Source organism: Catenibacterium sp. RTP21428st1_D7_RTP21428_210409, assembly GCF_040227455.1.
Taxonomy (GTDB): Bacteria; Bacillota_I; Bacilli_A; order Erysipelotrichales; family Coprobacillaceae; genus Catenibacterium; species Catenibacterium mitsuoka_A.
Genome location: NZ_JBEHVX010000011.1, coordinates 22,249 through 43,235 on the forward strand (window position 1 = coordinate 22,249; position 20,987 = coordinate 43,235).

Genomic DNA, 20,987 nt, shown 5'->3' on the forward strand with positions numbered 1-20,987 from the left:
GAATAACATGGCAATAGAAGAAATGGAATTGCTGGACATGACCTTTGATAAGAAATACTTAAAAGAGGTTTTATGTCAGTTAAAAGAAACAAAGTATTTTTATCCTCAGCCAGCTACAAAGATTGTAAATAACGTTAAAGATGTATTTACAATGACACCTGATGAGGATTATAAGAACATGCTTGATGAATTAAAAGAGCTTGCTGAACATGTAAAGCTTGATACATCAAGTGTAAAAGAAGGATCTATTCATTTCGCAAAAGAAGATTATCGTAAGGCACTCGATGATGTGACAAAAGAAGTAAAGCAATATCTTGATATTAAAGAAGAATTTGTGACTGAACGTGGACAGAACCAGGCTGCTTATGAAATCCTAGAAGGTCTTTCTAATACAGAATTAAATATGGATGAGGTTAAAGAATGCGAATATATGGAAGCAAGATTTGGCCGTATTCCTAGAAGAAACAAAGACAAACTTGACTACTATAGAGGACAGTCAATTATGTTCTTAGATCTTGGTGAAGATGCTAAAAGTGTTTATTGTCTTTATATGACAACTAAGGCAGCTATCTTAAAGGTAGATAACATCTTCCAGTCAGTTGGCTTTGAAGAAATTGAAATTCCTGATTTCGTTCATGGTAGAATGGAAGACGCAAAGAAGGAATTACTAGAAGAAATTGAAAGTATGAATGCTTCTATTCGTAAAGCAGACAGCCGTTTAGAAGGTATTAGAGATGCACATGAAGAAGAATTATTAAAGATGTTTGCTGATCTTACTTTTGCTGCTAGAATTGAAGAATTCAAAGTGTTTGTTGTTGATTATCAATCTAAATATGCTATCTATGGATTTGTACCTGTAAGAGTCGCTAAAGATATTAAGAAGGCTTTTGAAAAGTACAACGTAGAATATCAGGACTTGCCTGCAGATATTTATGGTGATCAGCAGATTATTGCACCAACACTTACTAATAACTATCCATGGGCTAAACCATTTGAAGCGATCTCTAAAGTTAAACAGAGTGATCATGTGGATACTACTTTAGCAACTGCAGTACTATTTATCTTAGTATTTGCATTAATGCTAGGTGATATTGGTTTAGGTGTTGTGCTTGTATTACTTGGATTACTTATGAGAAAGAAAACTTCAGGAAAGATGATTAATGTTCTTGGTATTGCATCTTTTGTGGGAGGTTTAATTTATGGTGATGCTTTCTATAGTATTCATCTTTATCCATCAGTAATCCCTGTTGCAGATGCATTTAGTTATCAGCGCTTCATTAATGCGATTCTCTTACTTATTGTAGGACAGTTCTGCATTGGTAAAGTAAAAGCTATCTATAACGAACAATCAATGATTAATAAGGTATTCTCTATCAAGGGTGTCGTTGGCATCGTCATGGGACTTGCAGTAGCTGCTTATGTTGCAATTGCTGTAGATACAACTTGGCATGTCTCTTATTTACCATTAGTTGTTGTACTTGTATTAGGCATTGTATTGAACTTCATTAAGAAAGCGCTCGATAAGAAACAATAGAAGGGAGGATACTATGGCTATCTCAAAACTGCAGCTCGTTGAGATAGAATTCCCTGAAACAATGAGTGATGAAGTATTATCTAAGCTTGTTGATTCAGAAAAATTTCATCCAGAGCCAGCATCAAAGTTTGTGGATTCAGTAAGAGGTCTTAAGGTCATGAATAAGGATAATCCTTATGCTGATTTATTAGGACGTATGGATGAAGCAACTGAAAAGTATGGTATTCATATCAATACATCAGAAAAGCCTCAGATCATCAATATTGTAGAAGCAGATGATTACTTCTGCGAATGTCTTGATGAAGCAAACAAAATCTCACGTGTTAAAAATGAATTACAGGTTATGATTGATGAAAACAATCAGGCCAAAAAGTACTTGAAATATATGAAGGATCTCGATATAGACTTCGATGACCTTTTCTCAAGCGAATATATTCAGGTTAGATTTGGTAAGTTACCTACAATGAATCTTGATAAGTTATCTTATTATGATTCACAGGAATTCTTATTTAAATCAATCTATCAGGATGCAAAGACATGTTATTGTTTCTATATAACATCTCCTTCTAATGCTCCTGAAATAGATAACATATTCTCTTCATTATTCTTTGAACGTATTCATATTCCTGAATTCCTTCATGGAACTCCAGGTGAATCATTAGAAATTATTGAAGAAGAGAATGCAACTGCAGAAGCCTCTATCAAGCAATGTGATGGTAAATTAAGAGATTTATTCAGTAAAAAAGAAAAAGATTTATCAATCATTTATGCTTCATGTCAGGAACTTAATAAGACAAGTGAAGCACAGAGATATGTCGTGGTATTTGGAAACAATGCTGCTATCTATGGTTTCTGTGATAAACATTATGCACACTCTTTAAAAGAAGAACTTGAACAGATGGACAAGGTGCATGTTGAAATCAAACCAGCAATGGGAGATTCAAGACTTTATCCACCTACAAAACTCAAGAGCAACTGGTTCTCAAGACCATTCAAGATGTTCGTTGAGATGTATGGTGTTCCATCTTACACAGACTTTGACCCAACAAATTTCGTTGCGGTAACATATACATTCTTATTCGGTATGATGTTCGCCGATGTTGGTCAAGGTATCCTGCTTTCAATCATTGGTTTCCTTGCTTATAAATTAAAAGGCATGAAGCTTGGTGAAGTAGGTATGCGTATTGGTATTTCATCTGCAATATTTGGTGTAATCTTTGGTTCAGTATTTGGATCAGAAGAAATCCTCGTTCCATTCTTTGCACCAATGGCATCTGAAAATACTATGACGCTATTAGGTGTTGCAATTGGTGTAGGTGTATGTTTAATCATCATCTCAATCCTATTCAATATCTATTTAAATTTAAAGAAGAAACATTGGGGAGAATTATTATTCTCTCAAAATGGTGTCGCTGGTTTAATATTCTATGTTGCAGTATTAGTACTCGCAATGAATATGTTATTAAACCTTGGCTTAAATATCCCAATGGGTATCTATGTCGCAATCTTTATCATTGCCCCACTTGTAATGATCTTCTTAAAAGAACCTCTTACTTACAAACTTGAAGGTAAGAAGATGTTCCCACATGGATTTGGTAACTTCTTTACTGAATCATTCTTCGAGATGATCGAAGTATTGTTGACATTTGTTGCCAACACTATGTCATTCCTACGTGTCGGCGGTTTCGTCTTATCACACGCTGGTATGATGCTTGTTGTTTACACACTAGCTGAAATGGTTGGTGGATTCGGTTATATTATCGTTCTAATTATTGGTAACGCATTTGTAATGTGTCTAGAAGGATTAATTGTCGGTATCCAGGTATTACGTCTTGAATTCTATGAATTATTCAGTCGTTACTATGAAGGTAATGGTAAACCATTTGTATCTATGAAAGAAAGTCTAGAATAACGGAGGAAGAAAAAATGACTACTATCTTAACATTCATTATCCCTGCATTAATTGTTGTATTATTATCTTTACCACTAGTAAATGTATTCAAAGGTAAAGTTACTGCTAAGAGCGCTAAAATGCGTCTTGGTACTCATATCTGTGGTTTCTTTGGTGCTGTAGCACTTGTATTATTCCTTACATATGCAAATAGCCCAGTATTAGCTGCTGGTGCTGACAAGATGACTGGTTCTATCGCTCAGGGTCTTGGTTTCATTGGTGCTGCTCTTGCAACTGGTTTATCTGCTCTTGGTGCTGGTATTGCCGTAGCTGCTGCTGCTCCTGCTGCAATTGGTGCATTCTCTGAAAATGCTGAAAACTTCGGTAAATCATTGATCTTCGTTGCCTTAGGTGAAGGTGTTGCCATCTATGGTCTATTAATCTCAATCTTAATTATCAACACACTATAGGAGATTACTATGAAGTTCTTTCTGATCAGTGATAATATCGATACCCTCACTGGTCTAAGACTCGTGGGTATTGAAGGCAAAGTTGTTCATACCCGTCATGATTTCTTAAGCTTACTTGAAAATAAGATGAGAGATCCTGAAATCGCAATTATCTTGGTCACTACTAAGTTAATTGAACTTTGTCCTGATATTATCTCAGAAATTAAATTAAAACAGCCAAAGCCTCTTATTACAGAGATTCCTGACCGTCATGGACACTCTAAGATTGGTGAAGCCATCGATGGTTATGTCTCTGAGGCAATAGGCGTTAAGCTATAGGAGAGTATACAATGGAAGAAAATCAAGAAGTATTTCTCTCAATGAAGAATGAGATTGAAAAACAGTCTCAAAGAGAAGTCGATGCAATCATGGCTGAAGTAAAGAAGATGGAAGAAGAAGCTTATTCTTCTATGCGTGCTGAAGCTAAGAAAGATGCAGATTTAAGACTTAAACAGGAATTAGATGAAATGCAGTCAGAATCAGCTGCAGAAATTTCTGAATCCCATGTTGAGAGACAGAAAAAGCTTATTAATAAACGTGATGAGTATGTGGCTACAATCTTCAAGAATGCGAGAGAAGAATTAGTCGCATTTACAAAAACACCTGAATACAAAGAATTCATGGTCAACAAGGCTAAGAAACTTGCAGGTGATTATATGCCTCATTCAGTTATTTATGTAAAAGAAGAAGACTTAGGTCTTGCTGATGATTTAAAAGCTGCTTATGGTGATGCTGAAGTGAAAGCTGGAGATATCACTATTGGTGGTTTAATTGTTGAAAACACAGAAAGTTCTATTGTTCATGATGAAACATTAGAATTCGCATTAAAGAATCAGAAAGAATGGTTCAACCAGCATTCTGGTTTAATCATTAATAAATAAAAGAAGGGGGATAAACAAGTTGAAAGAAAATTTAATTTATTCAATCAACGGCCCGGTTGTTAAAGTAAAAGATACAGATGCCTTTTCAATGCTTGAAATGGTGTATGTAGGTAACAGTAAATTAATGGGTGAAGTTATCTCTATTACTAAAGAATTTACTACTATCCAGGTTTATGAAACAACTACAGGTCTTAAACCAGGTGAACCAGTATTCCCAACAGGTCAGCCTATTTCTGTAACACTTGGTCCTGGTATCTTAAGAAATATTTATGATGGTATTGAAAGACCACTAGAAGAAATCGCAAAAGAAAGTGGTGCTTTCATTCCTACAGGTAGTGCTGTAGAACCACTAGATACAAAGAAATTATGGGATGTCACTTTAACTGTTAAAGTAGGTGACCATGTTGAAGGTGGTACTGTATATGCCAAGATTCCTGAAACAGACATGATCGAACATAGATGTATGGTTATGCCAGGTATGTCAGGTACAGTTACTGAAGTAAAAGAAAATGGTCAGTATACAATCAATGATGTAGTTATGGTCTTCACTGATGATGAAGGTGTAGCTCATGAATGTACATTAACTCAGAAATGGCCAATCAAGACACCTCGTCCAGTCAACAAACGTTTACCTATCAGTATGCCACTAGTTACTGGTCAGCGTGTTATCGATACATTGTTCCCTATCGCAAAAGGTGGAACAGCTGCAATCCCAGGAGGATTCGGTACTGGTAAGACAATGACTCAGCATCAGCTTGCTAAATGGTGTGATGCCGATATTATCGTCTATGTAGGTTGCGGTGAACGTGGTAACGAAATGACTCAGGTTCTTGAAGAATTCCGTGAACTCGTTGACCCTAAGAGTGGTAAGCCATTAGTAGACAGAACTGTCCTCATTGCGAATACATCTAACATGCCAGTTGCTGCCCGTGAAGCATCTATTTATACAGGTGTAACACTTGCTGAATATTATCGTGACATGGGTTACCATGTTGCTATCATGGCTGACTCAACATCTCGTTGGGCTGAAGCCTTAAGAGAAATCTCTGGTCGTCTTGAAGAAATGCCAGCAGAAGAAGGTTTCCCAGCTTACTTACCTTCTAGATTATCTCAGTTCTATGAAAGAGCTGGTTATATGGAGAACTTAAATAACACAAATGGTTCAGTTACAATCATCGGTGCCGTATCTCCACAGGGTTCTGACTTCTCAGAACCAGTTACTCAGAATACTAAACGTTTCGTACGTACATTCTGGGCTCTTGATAAAGCATTAGCTTATGCAAGACACTATTTCGCTATCAACTGGAACTTATCTTATTCAGAATATATTCCAGATCTTGAAAGATGGTATTCAAAGAATGTTGATCCTAAATTCATGAGAGATAGACAAGAATTAGCTTCTATTCTTGCAGAAGAAACTAAATTAATGGAAATCGTACAGTTAATGGGTTCTGACGTTTTACCAGATGATCAGAAGCTTGTTATTGAAGTAGCCAGAGTAGTTCGTGTAGGTTACTTACAGCAGAACGCTTTCCATAAAGATGATACTTATGTACCACTTGAAAAACAGCTTAAGATGATGGAAGTAATCCTTTACTTAAATAACCGTTGTCAGCAGGTTGTTGCTCAGGGTAAACCTATTCGTACAATCATTGAAACAGGTATCTTCGATGAAGTTGTTAAGATGAAATATGATGTACCTAATAATGATTTAAGTAAATTTGATTACTATTATAAGAAGATTGATGCAATTTGTGCATCTATTGACTAAGGGGGGGTAACATGGCACTTCAATATGTAGGTTTAAGTGAAATTAATGGACCACTCGTCGTATTAGATCACGTTAAAGATGCATCTTATGATGAAATGGTTGAACTACAGTTAAAAGATGGTTCAACACGTTCTGGTCGTATTGTAGAAATTGAAGGTGAAAGAGTTGTTGTTCAGGTATTTGAAGGAACTAACGCTTTATCACTTGCGAATACTAAGACAAGACTATTAGGTCATCCAATGGAATTACCATTATCAATGGAAATGCTTGGCCGTGTCTTCTCTGGTGCAGGTAGACCAATTGATGGTCTTGGAGATATTTATGCTGAAAAGAGTGCTGATATCAATGGTCAGCCTCTTAACCCAGTTTCTCGTGTATATCCAAGAAACTATATCAACACAGGTATTTCTTCTATTGACTGTCTAATGACTCTAATTAGAGGTCAGAAGCTACCAATCTTCTCAGGTTCTGGTTTACCTCATAACCAGTTAGCTGTACAGATTGTAAAACAGGCTAAAATTGCCGATGAAGCAGGACAAGGCTTCGCTGTTGTCTTTGCTGCAATGGGTGTTACTAATGATGTAGCTAACTACTTCAGAAGATCATTCGAAGAAGCAGGGGTTATGCAGAGAGTAGTTATGTTCATGAATTTATCTAATGACCCAATCATCGAACGTATCTTAACACCTCGTTGTGCATTAACTGCTGCTGAATATCTAGCATTTGAACATGATATGCATGTTCTTGTAATTTATACTGATGTTACTTCTTATTGTGAAGCATTACGTGAATTCTCTTCAAGTAAAGGTGAAATCCCAGGTCGTAAAGGTTATCCAGGTTATCTTTATTCTGACCTTGCTTCATTATATGAAAGAGCTGGTATTGCAAAGGGCGCTAAGGGTTCTGTTACACAGATTCCAATCCTTACAATGCCTAACAACGATATTACACACCCAGTTCCTGACTTAACTGGTTACATCACAGAAGGACAGATTACTCTTGATCCTGAATTAAATGCGACTGGTATTTATCCACCAGTTGGTGTTCTTCCATCACTTTCAAGACTTATGAAGGATGGTATCGGTGAAGGCTTTACAAGAGCTGACCACCAGGATGTTGCCAACCAGTTATTTGCATGTTATGCCCATGTACAGGATGTTAAGTCATTAACATCAGTTATCGGTGAAGATGAATTATCAGAAGCTGATAAGAAATATATGGAATTTGGTCGTCTTTTCGAGCAGCACTTCCTTAATCAGGGATTCGATACAAATAGATCTATCGAAGAAACCCTAGACCTTGGATGGTTACTATTATCAGTTCTTCCAAAGAATACATTGGACCGTATTGATAATGCTGTTGTAGATAAATTCTATGATCATGAAAAAGCAGTCAAAGAATTTAATTTACACGAAGATGTAGTCATCAAAGAATTGAAAGACGCTGTAACTAATGGCTAATCAGGTTGTCCCTACTAAAGGGAATTTGATGGCAACCAAGAAGTCTCTTGAACTTGCTAGACTTGGTTATGACCTGCTCGATAAGAAAAGAAATGTCTTAATTAAAGAAATGATGTCATTACTTGATGATGTAAAAGAAATCCGTGATGACATCACTGATTCTTATGATCGTGCTTATGCAGCATTACGTGAAGCAAATGAATCTTTAGGTATTATTTCTGATGTTGTAGAAGGTGTACCTATTGATGAAGGTATTAGTGTTAAGTATCGTTCAGTTATGGGTGTAGAATTGCCTAAGATTGAATATGAGAAAACACCATTAAGAGTTGGTTATGGTTTTGAACGTGCGAACTCTAAGGTAGACTATGCTTATATCTGTTTCTATCATGTAAAAGAAATGACAGTAAAGCTTGCAGAAGTAGAAAACTCTGTATATCGTCTAGCGAATAATATTCGTAAGACACAAAAGCGTGCTAACGCATTACAGAACATCTCTATCCCACGTTTTGAAGCGACTGTAAAGATGATTACAGAAGCCTTGGATGAAAAGGACAGAGAAGAATTCTCAAGACAGAAAGTTATTAAAGCACAAAAGAATAGACAAGAAGCTGCAAAAAGAAAGGCATAGACTGGTACCTCGTGTACCAGTTTTTTATATGTAGAATAAGAAAACAATCGCTTTGTGCAGTATAAATAAGTAGAGCATAAAGTGAGGTGTATGAAATTATGAGATTTGTCCAGAAATTGAAAAACATGATATCAAGTTGGTTGAATCATTTACTGTACAAAGCTATAATGAGTTTGAAAATTATGGATCATTTAAATTTTCAAATGGAGGGATACAGCATGACAGCAAAGATAGCAATTGTGGATAAACCAATAAAAGCAGATATTACTGATGTAGCAGATTGGTTTTTGTTAAAAGGAAATATGTCAAACAAGAAGATTCAAAAGCTTTGTTATTATGCTGAAGCATGGAGCTTGACTCTTTTAGATCAGGATATAGCTAATCATTCTGAATTCGAAGCATGGGTACATGGTCCAGTAAATCCTACTCTATATCAAACTTTTAAAGGCTATGGATGGCATGAGTTGAAAATTACTAATTGCGAAGAAGTCATGGCTAAAATGGAAAAACTATTTACTCCAGAGCAGGTTGAAGTATTAGAAGCAGTCTGGGATACTTATGGAGAGTATGGGGCTGATCAATTAGAGGCTTTAACCCATACAGAACTCCCATGGTTAGAACAAAGAGAAGGCTTGGGAAAATTTGAAAGTAGCCATAGTGTTATTTCTTCTACTACTATGAAGGAATATTATAAATCTATTGAAGTGAACTAAATGAGTAAAAAAAAGTTAACTGATATTAGCAAAATTAAAGATGAAAAGGTTGTTTTGACAAACCAATCGGCTAATCTTAATAATCATCCGGAAATTAATTTTAAATATTTATGGAAATGCAATGTATGTTGTTTTAACGGCTTAAGTAAGTATTATGGCAAACACAAGGAAGAAAAAGTATTTGATCAATTACAGAAATTTTTATTTGAAGTGGATCAATGTTTAAATGGTAAATGTCTTAATGCTGATGTAAATGGTGCATTAAATATTTTTCGTAAAAGTAATGTTGTGTCCCTTGTGGGGCTATACAGTAGAGGCGAGGTGGACACGCCTGTAAGAATAAGGATTGCCTAGCAATAGCTGGAAACTTAAATATCAAACTTCTTAAAAAGAGCCGTTAGGCTCTCTGAAGCCCATTACCTTTAGGTGATGGGTAGTTCACATTGTTTCAAATATAGACACTGCGAATATTTTGAAAGCAATAGAGTTTCATGGATTGACTCCGACAGATGTATTTACATCAGAGGATGCTAGAGCGTATAAGCCAAGGAAAGAACTGTTTGAGTTTGCATTGAGAACTACGGGACTGAAGGCTGATGAAGTAATCCATATTGGAGATTCTTTGTGTAGTGACGTTAAGGGTGCTTCGTCAGTTGGCATTAATGCTTTGTGGCTAAACAGATTTGGTAAACAGATTCCTAATGGAGTAGAAAGTATATCAAGTTTACTATGTGCTTTAGATAAAAATCTTCAGTCTGATAATAGATTCTGACTGTAGAATATGGGAAAGAAATTAGGATATTACATACGGATTGAGGTGGAGGTTATTATGGAGTATAGAGAAGTACAACGAATTGCAAAGACAACTATTGAATATGCAAAGACCATAATAAAGCCTGGAATGAATTTGTTACATTTAAGAAAATTAAGTGAGCAGAAAATGTTAGAATTAGGGGCAGATTCTTTCTGGTATTGGGATATTGGAGCCTTTGTATTTGCAGGAGATGAAACTACGGTATCGGTATCTGGAAAACATTATGTTACAAGTAATAGGATTATTACAGAAAACGATATTGTGACAATTGATTTAAGCCCTCAGTGTGGAAATATCTGGGGAGACTATGCCAGAACAATAATACTTGAAAATGGTGTGGTAGTAGATAGATGTAAAGTTTCCAATGAAGAGTGGAAAAACGGCTTGGCAATGGAAGACAGACTGCATCATGAATTAGTGGAGTTTGTGAGCAAAGGAACAACATTTGAAGAACTCTATTATCATATTAATGAGATTATTTTGAAGGAAGGTTTCGTTAATCTCGATTTTTTGGGAAACTTAGGTCATTCAATTGTGAAAGATAAGAATGAACGTGTATATATAGAAAAGGGTAATACTCAAAAGATAAGTGATGTAGAATATTTTACTTTTGAACCGCATATAAGCATTCCTGATTCAAGCTATGGATATAAGAAAGAAAATATTTATTATTTTCAGAATGGGAAACTGGTTGAATTATAAAACTCGCACTAGTGGTGCGAGAAATGGAGAAGTGCATGGGAAAGAATGAAATTGTGGGATATGAACCACTTGTGGATGATTTAAAAGATTTAATCCATAAAAAGCAGTATTAGGTTCTGAAATCAATCAATTCAGAAACTGTAAATTTGTATTGGGAAATTGGAGAAGAAATTTATAGACAGCAGGAAGAAAATGATTGGGGAAAATCAATTGTTCAAGTACTCTCAACAGAATTGCAAAAAGAGTTTCCCAGAGCAAAGGGATATTCAGCAGCCAATCTGTGGTGAATGCGTAATTTTTATTTAACTTACCGTGATTCTGAAAAACTCGCACCATTGGTGCGAGAAATTAGCTGGAGCAATAACATCATTATTATGGAAAAGTGTAAGGATGATTTGCAAAGGGAATTTTACATTCAGATGGTGAAAAGATATGGATGGACAAAACGCATCTTAACTAATTTTATCGAAGCACAGACCTATGAGAAATATTTGTTGAATCAGACGAATTTTGATTTAACGCTTCCGGTAGAGCAAAGTGTACAGGCTAAGCTTGCGGTAAAAGATGAATATATATTTGATTTTGCGGAATTGTCACCTGAATACTCTGAACACGAATTAGAAATGCAACTATGATATAAACACACATACAACAAAACAACCATCACTGTAATCAGAAAAATCCTAATAATGCTGCACATATAGCGAACAATAATAACCATGCAGAACAGTGCAATCCTAATAATTCAGCATATCATTCAAGTTGTGGAAATAAGTAACGGCACGAACTAAAAGTGACAATGTACAAATAAATATTTCCATTCCTGTTGGATGGAAAACAGAACTTGAAAACCCTGCACGTATCTATTCTGTTGAGGAAGGTGAGAGTATCATATTTCTTGACTTGCTTCGTATTGAAAATATCTGATACAGTATCACATCATCAGGTATTCTAAATTCATATTTCTGGTATTAAAAGGTAATGTAGAGGAAATATTGAAACAGATATTACAGAAAAATCTATTACCACATTAAGGCTCTTAAAGTGAAGCCTGACCACATACATGTCTTTGTAGATGTACCACAAACTGCTGCTTTCTGTGATGTTGTAAGAACTTTTAAAGATATAAGTGCTATTGAACTATTCAAGGCATTTCCACAATTAATACAATCCTATGCAGGATGCGGTATTTTATGGTCTAGAGGATATTTTGTATCTACAGTAATCAAGTATATTAAGGAGCAGAAAAATGATAACTGATAAAGAGCATAAAAGACATCTTAAACAATTTCATAAGCTTTCTGATAGACATATCTTAGCTGCTGAAACTGATATGTCTTCTTCTAATATACAAAAAGTTGTAAAGCTTTCGAATAAAATCAGAAAAGCAGGGAATGAGCTTGTTGGTCTTATGAGAAAGAATTATAACCAGCTTATGCGTACAAAGAGATACCGTAAATTACTCTTTCTTTATGGTAATTCTAAAGATAAGGATAAACGAAAAACTTATGCTAAACAACTTAATGAAATGCAGAAAGCTTATAATATTACATGGGAATACTGCAGAACGTCCATGATTCCAATAGGCAAGAAATATGGTGTAGACGCTGTATTCGCGCTGACTAAAGCCGAAGATATATGGCATGGTACCGAAAAATGCTTATATGGTAATGGCAATGCCATTCATTTCTCAAAATATGGAGAACTGCCTTGTATTCGTGCAAAGCAGATAAATTGTGGTATACCTATATCCGTTACAGATAATAAACTTCATTTCAAACTTGGCAGGATGGTATTTGGAATACAAATAAATGATAGATTTCAACAGGATGAAGTAGATGCTGTTTTATCATATCTTTCCGAATCTGAGATCTTGGATGACAGGGCTGTCAACACTCTTATTAAAGATGGCTGTTGCATAGATACATACAGACCATGCTATGCTACGCTTGTTCCCAGGATGATAAGAGGTAAATACAGAGTATACCTGCATCTTACTATCGAGGGTAAAGCGAAGCCAAAATATGACAAGCATGGCAATCCAAGACATAAATATGGCAAAGGAATGATCGGTGCTGATATTGGTACACAGACTGTTGCTTATACATCTGATACTGAGGTGGGCTTGAAGAATCTTTCAGAGCGTGGCAACAGTATTCAGACTTCTGAGAGAAAAGAACGTCTGCTTTACCGTGCTATGGACAGGTCAAGACGTGCAACTAATCCGCAGAATTATAATGATGATGGCACTGTTAAAAAAGGTCGCAAGACTTGGAGATATTCTAATCATTATAAGAAATTAAAAGAAAAACATTCTGAATTATGTCGCATCAATGCCATAAACAGACAGCTTGCAATAAATGAAGACGCCAACCATTTAAGAAGTCTTGGAGATGTATTTATCACAGAACCTAAAAATGCAGGCAGGCTTATGAGACGAACCAAAGAAACTACGGTCAATAGCAAGGGTAAGTATAATAAGAAAAAGCGTTTTGGCAGATCCATAAAGAACAGATGTCCTTCTGGGTTTCAAACTGCTGTAGAACAGAAATTCAAGGTATCAGGTGGTATATATATTGAAGTATCTAATGATTACAGAGCAAGTCAATATGACCATACTGTTGATGACTATATTAAAAAGAGATTATCTGACCGAATGTATAAGCTACAAGATGGTACAGAGGTACAAAGAGACTGGTATTCATCATTCCTATTATACTGTTACGATTACAGAACTAAAGATATAGATAAAAACAAATGTATTTCTGAATTTGATAAGTGTTACAACAAAGAAAAAGCACTAATCGAATGGATTAAGGTTAACGAGATCAAGGTATTAAATAGCGAAATTAAGATAGCGTAAAACATATTCAGGGAGATTGACTATACTTCCTTATGAAAGTAGAAATTTACCGTTAATGTGGTCGTTGGACTGCTTGGTAATGAAAGTTCTGATTCAAATAGATTTACACTTGTAACTCCAAAGTCTGAAAATGATGTACGATTACAAGCTACACTTGGCAATCAGAACCCCACGGACTTGCCCGTGGGAGTAGTCAGTTGGAGTGGACTGTGGCAGTGTATTCTACGTGCTAGCATTTGATCCAGGACATGATTTTGATAAACGAGCCTAACTCATTGAGTTAGGCTTTTTCACAATTCCCTTACATTATATGAAAAATTGAAGATTTTTTGTTATATATAGTTATAATGTAACTCATTGGAGGGGACAACATGAAAAAGAACAGCTATTTGTATCATGCTGGTACATCATTTTTCTTTTATTTCGCATTTGCATGTTACAATGCAATGCTTGCTTTATATTTAAGTGATATTCACTTTAATGCACAGCAAATATCACTTATTACTTCATCAGCACCACTATTCTCAATTTTTGCTCAGCCTTATCTAGGAACATTGGCAGACCGCTTCCGTTCACCTAGAAAGGTATCCTTAGTGGCTTTATTTATTACAGTAGTAATGAATGTTATCTTTATGTTCTCACATCAGCTAATTATTCTATTAATTACTAGTGCGACTATTCTTGCCTTATTTAATGCAGTGACACCATTAACGGACAGAATTGGTGTTTCTTCACCTTATGACTTTGGTAAGATCAGATTATGGGGTTCTGTTGGTTATGCCATTAGTGCTCAGTTATGTGGTTTAGTTTATGATGTGATTGCACCTATTTCTATCTTTGTTATTTTCCTCTTTGGTACAATAACAGTTCTTATCTGTATTCTAAGAGTCAATGATCCAGAAGAAGTGCAGACTGAAATAAAAGTAGAATATAGCTCAAAAGAAGCCTATAAGAGCCTCTTTAAGAATAAGCAGTACATTATATTCCTATTAATCTCTTTCTTCTTCTGGGGCGCTTGTACAGCTAATTTCACTTATATCTCAGTATTTATTAAATCAGTAGGTGGAACAGCATCCATGGTAGGTACATACCAGTTATTTGCGACATTATTTGAAGTACCTGCAATACTTGCAACTGACTTTATTATTAAGAAGTTCTCATATAAACATATCATGCTCTTTGCATGTGCCATGTCTATAGTCAACTTTGTTTGGTATGCAACATTACCTAATCCAAATTTAATTGTGGCAGTATTTGTATTCAAAGGCCTATCTACTATTCTCTTTACTATGATTACAGTAAGATTAATCATGGAAATTGTAGAAGATAAGTATGTCTCTACAGCTTTTGGCTTACAGGCAACAGTAGGTAGAGGAATTGGTGCTGCAGTCGTACAGTTAATTGGTGGAAAACTGATTGATAGCTTCTCTACAATGACACCATTCTATTTGTTTTTATCCGTATTAATTGTAACCGCTTTAGCATTATCCTTAACATTTAAAGAAAAACGTGCTTAATACCATAATTCTTACAACATTATTAAATAATTCTTAATCAAAAAAGAGTTGATATATTCAACTATTTTTTATATTTCTTAAAAATTTCTTAAGAAAGTTCTTTATTTTTTTGTACAGAGTGATATAATAGTCATTGTCGTAAAGAAAGGGAGTGGATTACATGGATAAGAAAACTAAAGAAGTTGTAGATTTCATGCTAGATCGTATTAAAACTCAGAAGACAATGTTTATTCCAGTAGTCGCTATTTCAGCATTTGCATTAGTAGGTTATGCAGCAGCTGATAGAACAGCACCTATTGTTCATTCAAATAAGCTTGAAGTACCATTCGGAACAGAATTAAAAGCAAGTGATTTCACTGTATCAGATAATAGAGATACAGTAAGTGTTATTAAAACTGAAATTAATGATACTTCTTATCAGAAGGATCAGATTGGAACTTATAAAGTTAATGTTACTGTAAAGGATGCATTCAACAACGAAACAACTAAAGAAGTTGAAGTTAAAGTTGTTGATACAGAAGCACCTGCATTAGAATCAGTAAATAATGATGGTTATGTAATCGATGTTGAAGCAAACGGCAACAATGATTTAAAACAGTACATCAAAGCAACTGATAATGTAGATGGTGATGTTTCTGATTTCATTACTTTCGATCGTGGCTTAGATACATCTGTTTTAGGTGAACAGGTAATCCATGCAACTGTTGAAGATAACACAGGTAATAAAGCAGAAAAAGACTTTACATTCAATGTTGGTGATACAATTGCGCCAGAAATGAATTTAAAGAATGGTAATATCACTGTTAACTATGGTGATGGTTTCGATATTCACAATTATGTTGATATTAAGGATAACTATGATGTGAACCCTACAGTTAATGTAGAAGGTAATGTAGATACTAGAAATCTAACTGATTCACAGCCAATCAAGGTAACTGCAACAGATAGTTCTGGAAACCAGACTTCAAATGATTATGAAGTAAAAGTTGCAGATATGGCTGGACCAGCAATTACATTAAAGAGCGATAATGTAGATGTGAAGTATGGTACTTCATTTGATCCTAAATCAAACTTAGCATCAGCTATCGATAACTTAGATGGTGATGTAACAGGTAAAGTAGAAATTACTGGAACTGTTAATACAAACAAAGCTGGCGCTTATCGTGTTTATTACAGAGTTACTGATAATGCTGGTAATAGATCTGAAACAAGTGCAAAGATCAATGTATCTGCTGCACCAGTAGTACAAGTAAAAACTAACAACAAGAACTACAAGAGCAAGAAAGGCGTAAGCTATAACTTTGGTGGTCTTGGCGGAGGCGCTGCACAGGGTGGTATCGTTGGAACAGCACGTTCAAGACTCGGCTGTGCATATCGTATGGGTGCTTCTGGACCAACAGTATTTGACTGTTCAGGATTCACTTCTTGGGTATATAGTCAGAATGGTAAATCATTACCTAGAACTGCAGCAGCTCAGTATAGTGGAACTTCAAGAGTATCTAAGGATGGCTTAACAGCTGGTGACTTAGTATTCTTCGCTGGAACTTATAAATCAGGTATTTCTCATGTAGGTATCTATATTGGTGGCGGACAGTTCATCCATGCTGCAAACTCTAAGACAGGTGTAGTTATTTCTTCATTAAATAGTGGATATTATTCTGCACACTATGCAGGAGCAGGTAGAAGATAAGAAGGTTAAAAATAACCTTCTTTTTTTTATGTTGATCATAAGTTTGGAGAACTTCTGCTGTGGGTAAATGATAAGAATATTGTTAAAAGATGCAATAATATTTTTGAATAAATCAATCATAGGATCATTAAGTGAATCAAGGATAGCGCTTCTATTATTAACTTCTTTTTTGTCATGAATAATTAAACTAGGAGAATTATGAACTACCTCGACTTAGTACTTCGTATTTGAAGTCAAGTCTACTAGAATGCTTACGCCTCCGTTTAAGAAGATTGATATTTAAGTCTCCACCTATTGCTAGGCAATCTTTGTTCTATTGCGTGTCCACTTCGCCTCTACTGTATGGGATATTGTACATCTACAACGCTACTTTTATACATGATATTTAATGCACCATTTACTCTTGCTATTCTTAATATAAAAAGACATGAATTGAAAACAGTCTAAAATATGGTAATAAAAGCGCAGAAAAAAAGTCATACACATTTGTGTATGACTCATGTTTTTATCCATTTAATGTATAGCCTTGTGAGTAGTAAACGACTACTGGCATACCAGTTGTAATAGTATTGTACATAGTACCTGCAAAACTTACTGGAAGGTTAACACATCCATGAGAACCACTAGACACATAAAGATTGCCACCAAAACTAGATCTCCAGTTTGCATCATGGAAACCAATACCTCTGTTAAATGGCATCCAATAACTTACAGGAGATTCATAAGGATACTTACCTGTAGCAGGATCCTTAGTACCTCTTAATACTCTATTACGTTCTTTAGAATAAATATAATATGTACCAGCTGGAGTATAACGATCTTTTGTCATCTTACCTGATACACAATCTGACTGAAGAACACACTGACCATTCTTATAAATCCATAGATGCTGACGAGATAAGTCAATTTCAACATAGTTACCACCAAGACCATAATTCTCAGTAGACTGTTCTTTAGCACTATAAGCAGGATCTCTCTTAACAGCCTTACCAGCATTTAAATCTTCTTTAATCTTTGTGATTTCTTCTGTCTGATTCATCTTATAACCATAAGTACCACCATCTACAGTTCTTACACCTAAACCTGTTGCATTAAATGTATGTGTCTTACCAACAGTATTGGCTTTAGCTGCAAGTGTATAAACAAAGCTCTTCATACGTTTATTCCAGATTTCTTCGTTATAGCTATAAGTACCATCTTCATTCTTAACAAGCCATGTTAACATCTTTTCACTATTTAAGACTTCACTCAGATTGTTAGGTAGTTCATAAGTAATAGAAGTCTTTAAATATTTCTTTAATGTTTCAGCTTCAGCTTTAACAGTTTCAGTTGTTTTTCCAGGAACCTTATATGCATCCTTTACTTTAGCAACATTTAAACTAGTTTTCTGAAGACCAACAGCTTTATTCACTGCTTCATAAACAGTTTCCTTATTTAAGCTATTTCCAGCTTTTTCCTTTTCTACAGTAAAAGTACCATTTTCATACTTCATACGTGCATCTGTAGGAGCTGTCTGTTTTTCATCCTTTAACTGATTCTTTCCATAAAGAACAGTCTTTAACTTATTTTCATCATAAGAAGTTTTAGTCTGAATAGTTTTCTTATTTCCCTTATGATTAAATAAGTAGTTCTTGAACCATGTGAATGAATCCTGTTTCTTCAACAACGCTTCAACCTGTCCATCAGGAACATAACTCATATTGATTTCTTTTGCTGAAATAGTTTCGGTAGTCTTATTTCTAAACTTCATTTCTAAAGTGTAGTTTAACTGATTTTCAGCAATCTTCTTTTCTGCATCTGCAACACTTAACTTACCTACATTTACATTATTAATATAAGTAGAAGGTAAGAAGCGATCACTATAAGCTGTACTCATATGATGAATATAGAGGAATACTGATAATCCAAGAATCACGAGTACAGATACAATAATTACAATAATCTTATTTCTTTTCTGCATATTTGTCATGTTATCTTTCTCTCCCTTACACTACTCCTTCTAATGCATTGATTATAGCAAACATTTGTAAAAAGGTAAATCAAGATTTGTGAAATGACTTAAAAATACACAACTTGTACAAAAGAAATTAGTTTTAACTTATTTATTTGTGAATAAATATTGCATAAATAGTGAGGTGTGATTGTTAGTACGTTGTGTGTAGTGACAAAGAATGTACAGAAATGTGTGTAGGTGATTCGAAAATAGTCTCTCTTAAATAAGCAATTCTTCAAATATTGGAGTATTAAATAGTATGGAGGATGTGACTATATGGCAATACCAACAAGTATTAAAACATTATTATCTGGCGATGTTGTTGAATGGGCAAGAATTGAATTAAAACAAACTTGGGATCCAGCAGCATCTTTGAAAACTATATGTGCATTTGCGAATGATCTTGATAATTGGGGCGGTGGATATATTATTATTGAAGTGCAAGAGGTTAATGGAAGACCCATTTATCCTTTAAAGGGTGTGCAACCAGAAAAGCTGGATTCTTTTCAAAAAAGTATTTTTGCGAAATGTAAGCTTCTTAGACCATCGTATACACCTATAATCAGCGTAGAAAAATACCAAGATAAGTATTTTATCGTTATATGGTGTCCAGGTGGAGATAATAGACCATATTCATCACCGAAAACTATGGAGAGAAATGATTAGGAGAAAACTATAAGTAACTGAATATATTGACTGTTATGTTTAAATATACTCATGGAAGAAGTGTTAAAATGAACACATCAATATCACAAATTATAAATCAAAAGATTTTGCTGAACTTCTTGGTGTATCTGTTAAGACATTATAACGTTGGGGCAGAGAAGGAACTTTAAAAGCGAACTGAACTCCAACTAATAGGCGTTATTACACATATGATCAGTATCTTCAATTCAAATGTACAAATATTGAAAATGATAAACATTAGGTGGTTATTTATGTCAGAGTGTCTACGAAGAATCAAAAAGATGATTTAATAAATCAAGTTGCATTTTTAAGACGGTTTTGTAATGTACAAAAGAGGAATTCTTGTAGAGCAGTGTATTGAAGAATATGGAAACTGTGTAACGATTTATTAGATGAAGTAATGAAACTAAAATCAAAAGCATAATTTGAATACCCACAAACCATAGGTTAGTGAAAATTAAATTTTATTAACGCCTAATAAACGGCGTTCATGAAGATGAACTTAATGCATAGATTTTCCGTTTGTTCTATAATTAGATTAGAAATCAGATGAAGAACTCATGCAGGATATTGTTTCAATACCTCATGTGTTCTCCTGTAGGCTGCAATGGGTATCGTAAGTATAAAAAACTGTAGAAAGGGATGAGGAAATTGCTGAAGAGCTTCAAGACGGAAATAAATCCGACAGATGAGCAGAAAGTCAAGATTCGTAAAACAATAGGTACTTGCAGATTTATCTATAATTTCTATCTTGCTCATAATAAGGAGCTTCATGAAAATGGGGAAAAGTTTATGAGTGCTAAGGATAAAATAAAAATGTAGGTAAAAGACAACATAAGAATGTTGGAAAACCTACATAATTATTTTGTCCTTTTTCATTTTATTGATATTATCTTACCGGAGGTAATATCGATGAATTCAAATGATTTTTATCAGCTAGCAGCTGAACTTAATGTAATGGATTTTACTAAAAGTAAACCAAACTATGCAGATCTTGCCAGAAAGTATGGCGTTGATTACAGAACAGTGAAGAAGTATCACGAAGGCTACAAGGGAAAGCCTAGAAACAGGGCAAAGCCAAGCAGGCTTGACCCGTACAAGGAGTTGATTATAGAAAAATTAAGTATTCCCAGAATATCAAGAAAAGGTGTCTATGAATTCCTCATAGATCAGTATGGAGATAGTGAAATAGGTTCATATTCAAACTTCAAGGCTTACTGTAAGAAGCATAAGCTTAAACCATCCAAAGGTGATGCATCAGGTGGAGGAGACACTCGCTATGAGACTAATCCAGCTGACATGGCACAATGTGACTGGAAAGAGAATATGATTCT

20 protein-coding genes and 2 pseudogenes are annotated in these 20,987 nt (G+C 34.9%); 21 read left to right on the forward strand and 1 reads right to left on the reverse strand.

All coding sequences use genetic code 11. The features are described from left to right. The first annotated feature begins 7 nt into the window (after window positions 1-7). The 17 genes and pseudogenes from ABUA27_RS03080 (at window position 8) to ABUA27_RS03160 (ending at window position 16,973) form a co-directional block, all read left to right on the forward strand. Window positions 8-1,534, forward strand: coding sequence for a V-type ATPase 116kDa subunit family protein (locus ABUA27_RS03080; protein WP_129980449.1), 1,527 nt, complete (start codon window positions 8-10; stop codon window positions 1,532-1,534). 13 nt (window positions 1,535-1,547) lie between these two features. After that, entirely contained in the window at window positions 1,548-3,446 is a 1,899-nt protein-coding gene (locus tag ABUA27_RS03085) for a V-type ATP synthase subunit I (RefSeq protein WP_287846423.1), read from the forward strand. Window positions 3,447-3,460: 14 nt separating this feature from the next. After that, window positions 3,461-3,895, forward strand: a complete 435-nt coding sequence (locus ABUA27_RS03090; protein ID WP_006506824.1) for an ATP synthase subunit C — start codon at window positions 3,461-3,463, stop codon at window positions 3,893-3,895. Between the two features lie 9 nt (window positions 3,896-3,904). Continuing rightward, window positions 3,905-4,213, forward strand: coding sequence for a V-type ATP synthase subunit F (locus ABUA27_RS03095; protein WP_022425824.1), 309 nt, complete (start codon window positions 3,905-3,907; stop codon window positions 4,211-4,213). An 11-nt stretch (window positions 4,214-4,224) separates the two neighbouring features. Further along, window positions 4,225-4,815: a V-type ATP synthase subunit E gene (locus ABUA27_RS03100; RefSeq protein ID WP_129980446.1), complete on the forward strand. Its 591-nt coding sequence runs from the start codon at window positions 4,225-4,227 to the stop codon at window positions 4,813-4,815. A gap of 19 nt (window positions 4,816-4,834) precedes the next feature. Then, entirely contained in the window at window positions 4,835-6,586 is a 1,752-nt protein-coding gene (locus ABUA27_RS03105; protein ID WP_022425826.1) for a V-type ATP synthase subunit A, read from the forward strand. Between the two features lie 11 nt (window positions 6,587-6,597). After that, on the forward strand, window positions 6,598-8,046 hold the full coding sequence (locus tag ABUA27_RS03110; protein ID WP_022425827.1) for a V-type ATP synthase subunit B: 1,449 nt from the start codon (window positions 6,598-6,600) through the stop codon (window positions 8,044-8,046). After that, window positions 8,039-8,674, forward strand: a complete 636-nt coding sequence (locus ABUA27_RS03115; RefSeq protein ID WP_006506819.1) for a V-type ATP synthase subunit D — start codon at window positions 8,039-8,041, stop codon at window positions 8,672-8,674. The genes ABUA27_RS03110 and ABUA27_RS03115 overlap by 8 nt, the downstream gene beginning before the upstream one ends. A 218-nt stretch (window positions 8,675-8,892) precedes the next feature. After that, window positions 8,893-9,387, forward strand: a complete 495-nt coding sequence (locus ABUA27_RS03120; protein WP_349820208.1) for a Panacea domain-containing protein — start codon at window positions 8,893-8,895, stop codon at window positions 9,385-9,387. Further along, on the forward strand, window positions 9,388-9,741 hold the full coding sequence (locus tag ABUA27_RS03125) for a hypothetical protein (protein WP_349820209.1): 354 nt from the start codon (window positions 9,388-9,390) through the stop codon (window positions 9,739-9,741). Between the two features lie 100 nt (window positions 9,742-9,841). Then, a complete protein-coding gene (locus ABUA27_RS03130) occupies window positions 9,842-10,159 on the forward strand; it encodes an HAD family hydrolase (protein ID WP_349820217.1) in 318 nt (105 codons plus the stop codon). 57 nt (window positions 10,160-10,216) lie between these two features. Next, on the forward strand, window positions 10,217-10,903 hold the full coding sequence (locus tag ABUA27_RS03135) for a M24 family metallopeptidase (protein WP_349820210.1): 687 nt from the start codon (window positions 10,217-10,219) through the stop codon (window positions 10,901-10,903). A 125-nt stretch (window positions 10,904-11,028) separates the two neighbouring features. Further along, window positions 11,029-11,538 (forward strand): annotated as a pseudogene (locus tag ABUA27_RS03140) (DUF1016 N-terminal domain-containing protein). Between the two features lie 409 nt (window positions 11,539-11,947). Further along, complete coding sequence (locus ABUA27_RS03145) at window positions 11,948-12,163, forward strand: transposase (RefSeq protein WP_349820211.1); 216 nt, start codon at window positions 11,948-11,950, stop codon at window positions 12,161-12,163. Next, entirely contained in the window at window positions 12,153-13,766 is a 1,614-nt protein-coding gene (locus tag ABUA27_RS03150) for a hypothetical protein (RefSeq protein WP_349820212.1), read from the forward strand. The genes ABUA27_RS03145 and ABUA27_RS03150 overlap by 11 nt, the downstream gene beginning before the upstream one ends. A gap of 371 nt (window positions 13,767-14,137) precedes the next feature. Next, window positions 14,138-15,283 carry an MFS transporter gene (locus ABUA27_RS03155; protein WP_349820213.1) on the forward strand — a complete coding sequence of 382 codons (1,146 nt, stop codon included), beginning with the start codon at window positions 14,138-14,140 and terminating at the stop codon, window positions 15,281-15,283. Window positions 15,284-15,443: 160 nt separating this feature from the next. Continuing rightward, on the forward strand, window positions 15,444-16,973 hold the full coding sequence (locus ABUA27_RS03160) for an NlpC/P60 family protein (RefSeq protein WP_287969281.1): 1,530 nt from the start codon (window positions 15,444-15,446) through the stop codon (window positions 16,971-16,973). Between the two features lie 505 nt (window positions 16,974-17,478). Here the strand turns inward: ABUA27_RS03160 and ABUA27_RS03165 are convergent. Then, complete coding sequence (locus ABUA27_RS03165) at window positions 17,479-18,942, reverse strand: L,D-transpeptidase family protein (protein ID WP_349820214.1); 1,464 nt, start codon at window positions 18,940-18,942, stop codon at window positions 17,479-17,481. A 300-nt stretch (window positions 18,943-19,242) separates the two neighbouring features. Between ABUA27_RS03165 and ABUA27_RS03170 the strand changes: the two genes are divergently transcribed. The 4 genes and pseudogenes from ABUA27_RS03170 to ABUA27_RS03185 form a co-directional block, all read left to right on the forward strand. Then, entirely contained in the window at window positions 19,243-19,632 is a 390-nt protein-coding gene (locus ABUA27_RS03170) for an AlbA family DNA-binding domain-containing protein (RefSeq protein WP_349820215.1), read from the forward strand. A gap of 262 nt (window positions 19,633-19,894) precedes the next feature. Beyond that, window positions 19,895-20,014 (forward strand): recombinase family protein, encoded by a 120-nt coding sequence (locus ABUA27_RS03175; protein ID WP_202981950.1) that lies wholly within the window; start codon window positions 19,895-19,897, stop codon window positions 20,012-20,014. Between the two features lie 281 nt (window positions 20,015-20,295). Continuing rightward, complete coding sequence (locus ABUA27_RS03180) at window positions 20,296-20,475, forward strand: helix-turn-helix domain-containing protein (protein WP_349820216.1); 180 nt, start codon at window positions 20,296-20,298, stop codon at window positions 20,473-20,475. A gap of 90 nt (window positions 20,476-20,565) precedes the next feature. Further along, window positions 20,566-20,987: pseudogene (locus ABUA27_RS03185) on the forward strand (IS21 family transposase); the annotation flags it as partial.

Excerpts from the sequence above, each read along its gene's own strand:
- ABUA27_RS03170 (WP_349820215.1), top strand. The coding sequence starts at position 19,243 with ATGGCAATACCAACAAGTATTAAAACATTATTATCTGGCGATGTTGTT.
- ABUA27_RS03115 (WP_006506819.1), top strand. The coding sequence starts at position 8,039 with ATGGCTAATCAGGTTGTCCCTACTAAAGGGAATTTGATGGCAACCAAG.
- ABUA27_RS03180 (WP_349820216.1), top strand. The coding sequence starts at position 20,296 with ATGAGGAAATTGCTGAAGAGCTTCAAGACGGAAATAAATCCGACAGAT.
- ABUA27_RS03110 (WP_022425827.1), top strand. The coding sequence starts at position 6,598 with ATGGCACTTCAATATGTAGGTTTAAGTGAAATTAATGGACCACTCGTC.
- ABUA27_RS03160 (WP_287969281.1), top strand. The coding sequence starts at position 15,444 with ATGGATAAGAAAACTAAAGAAGTTGTAGATTTCATGCTAGATCGTATT.
- ABUA27_RS03155 (WP_349820213.1), top strand. The coding sequence starts at position 14,138 with ATGAAAAAGAACAGCTATTTGTATCATGCTGGTACATCATTTTTCTTT.
- ABUA27_RS03165 (WP_349820214.1), bottom strand. The coding sequence starts at position 18,942 with ATGACAAATATGCAGAAAAGAAATAAGATTATTGTAATTATTGTATCT.
- ABUA27_RS03135 (WP_349820210.1), top strand. The coding sequence starts at position 10,217 with ATGGAGTATAGAGAAGTACAACGAATTGCAAAGACAACTATTGAATAT.
- ABUA27_RS03095 (WP_022425824.1), top strand. The coding sequence starts at position 3,905 with ATGAAGTTCTTTCTGATCAGTGATAATATCGATACCCTCACTGGTCTA.
- ABUA27_RS03085 (WP_287846423.1), top strand. The coding sequence starts at position 1,548 with ATGGCTATCTCAAAACTGCAGCTCGTTGAGATAGAATTCCCTGAAACA.
- ABUA27_RS03090 (WP_006506824.1), top strand. The coding sequence starts at position 3,461 with ATGACTACTATCTTAACATTCATTATCCCTGCATTAATTGTTGTATTA.
- ABUA27_RS03125 (WP_349820209.1), top strand. The coding sequence starts at position 9,388 with ATGAGTAAAAAAAAGTTAACTGATATTAGCAAAATTAAAGATGAAAAG.
- ABUA27_RS03150 (WP_349820212.1), top strand. The coding sequence starts at position 12,153 with ATGATAACTGATAAAGAGCATAAAAGACATCTTAAACAATTTCATAAG.
- ABUA27_RS03100 (WP_129980446.1), top strand. The coding sequence starts at position 4,225 with ATGGAAGAAAATCAAGAAGTATTTCTCTCAATGAAGAATGAGATTGAA.
- ABUA27_RS03120 (WP_349820208.1), top strand. The coding sequence starts at position 8,893 with ATGACAGCAAAGATAGCAATTGTGGATAAACCAATAAAAGCAGATATT.
- ABUA27_RS03080 (WP_129980449.1), top strand. The coding sequence starts at position 8 with ATGGCAATAGAAGAAATGGAATTGCTGGACATGACCTTTGATAAGAAA.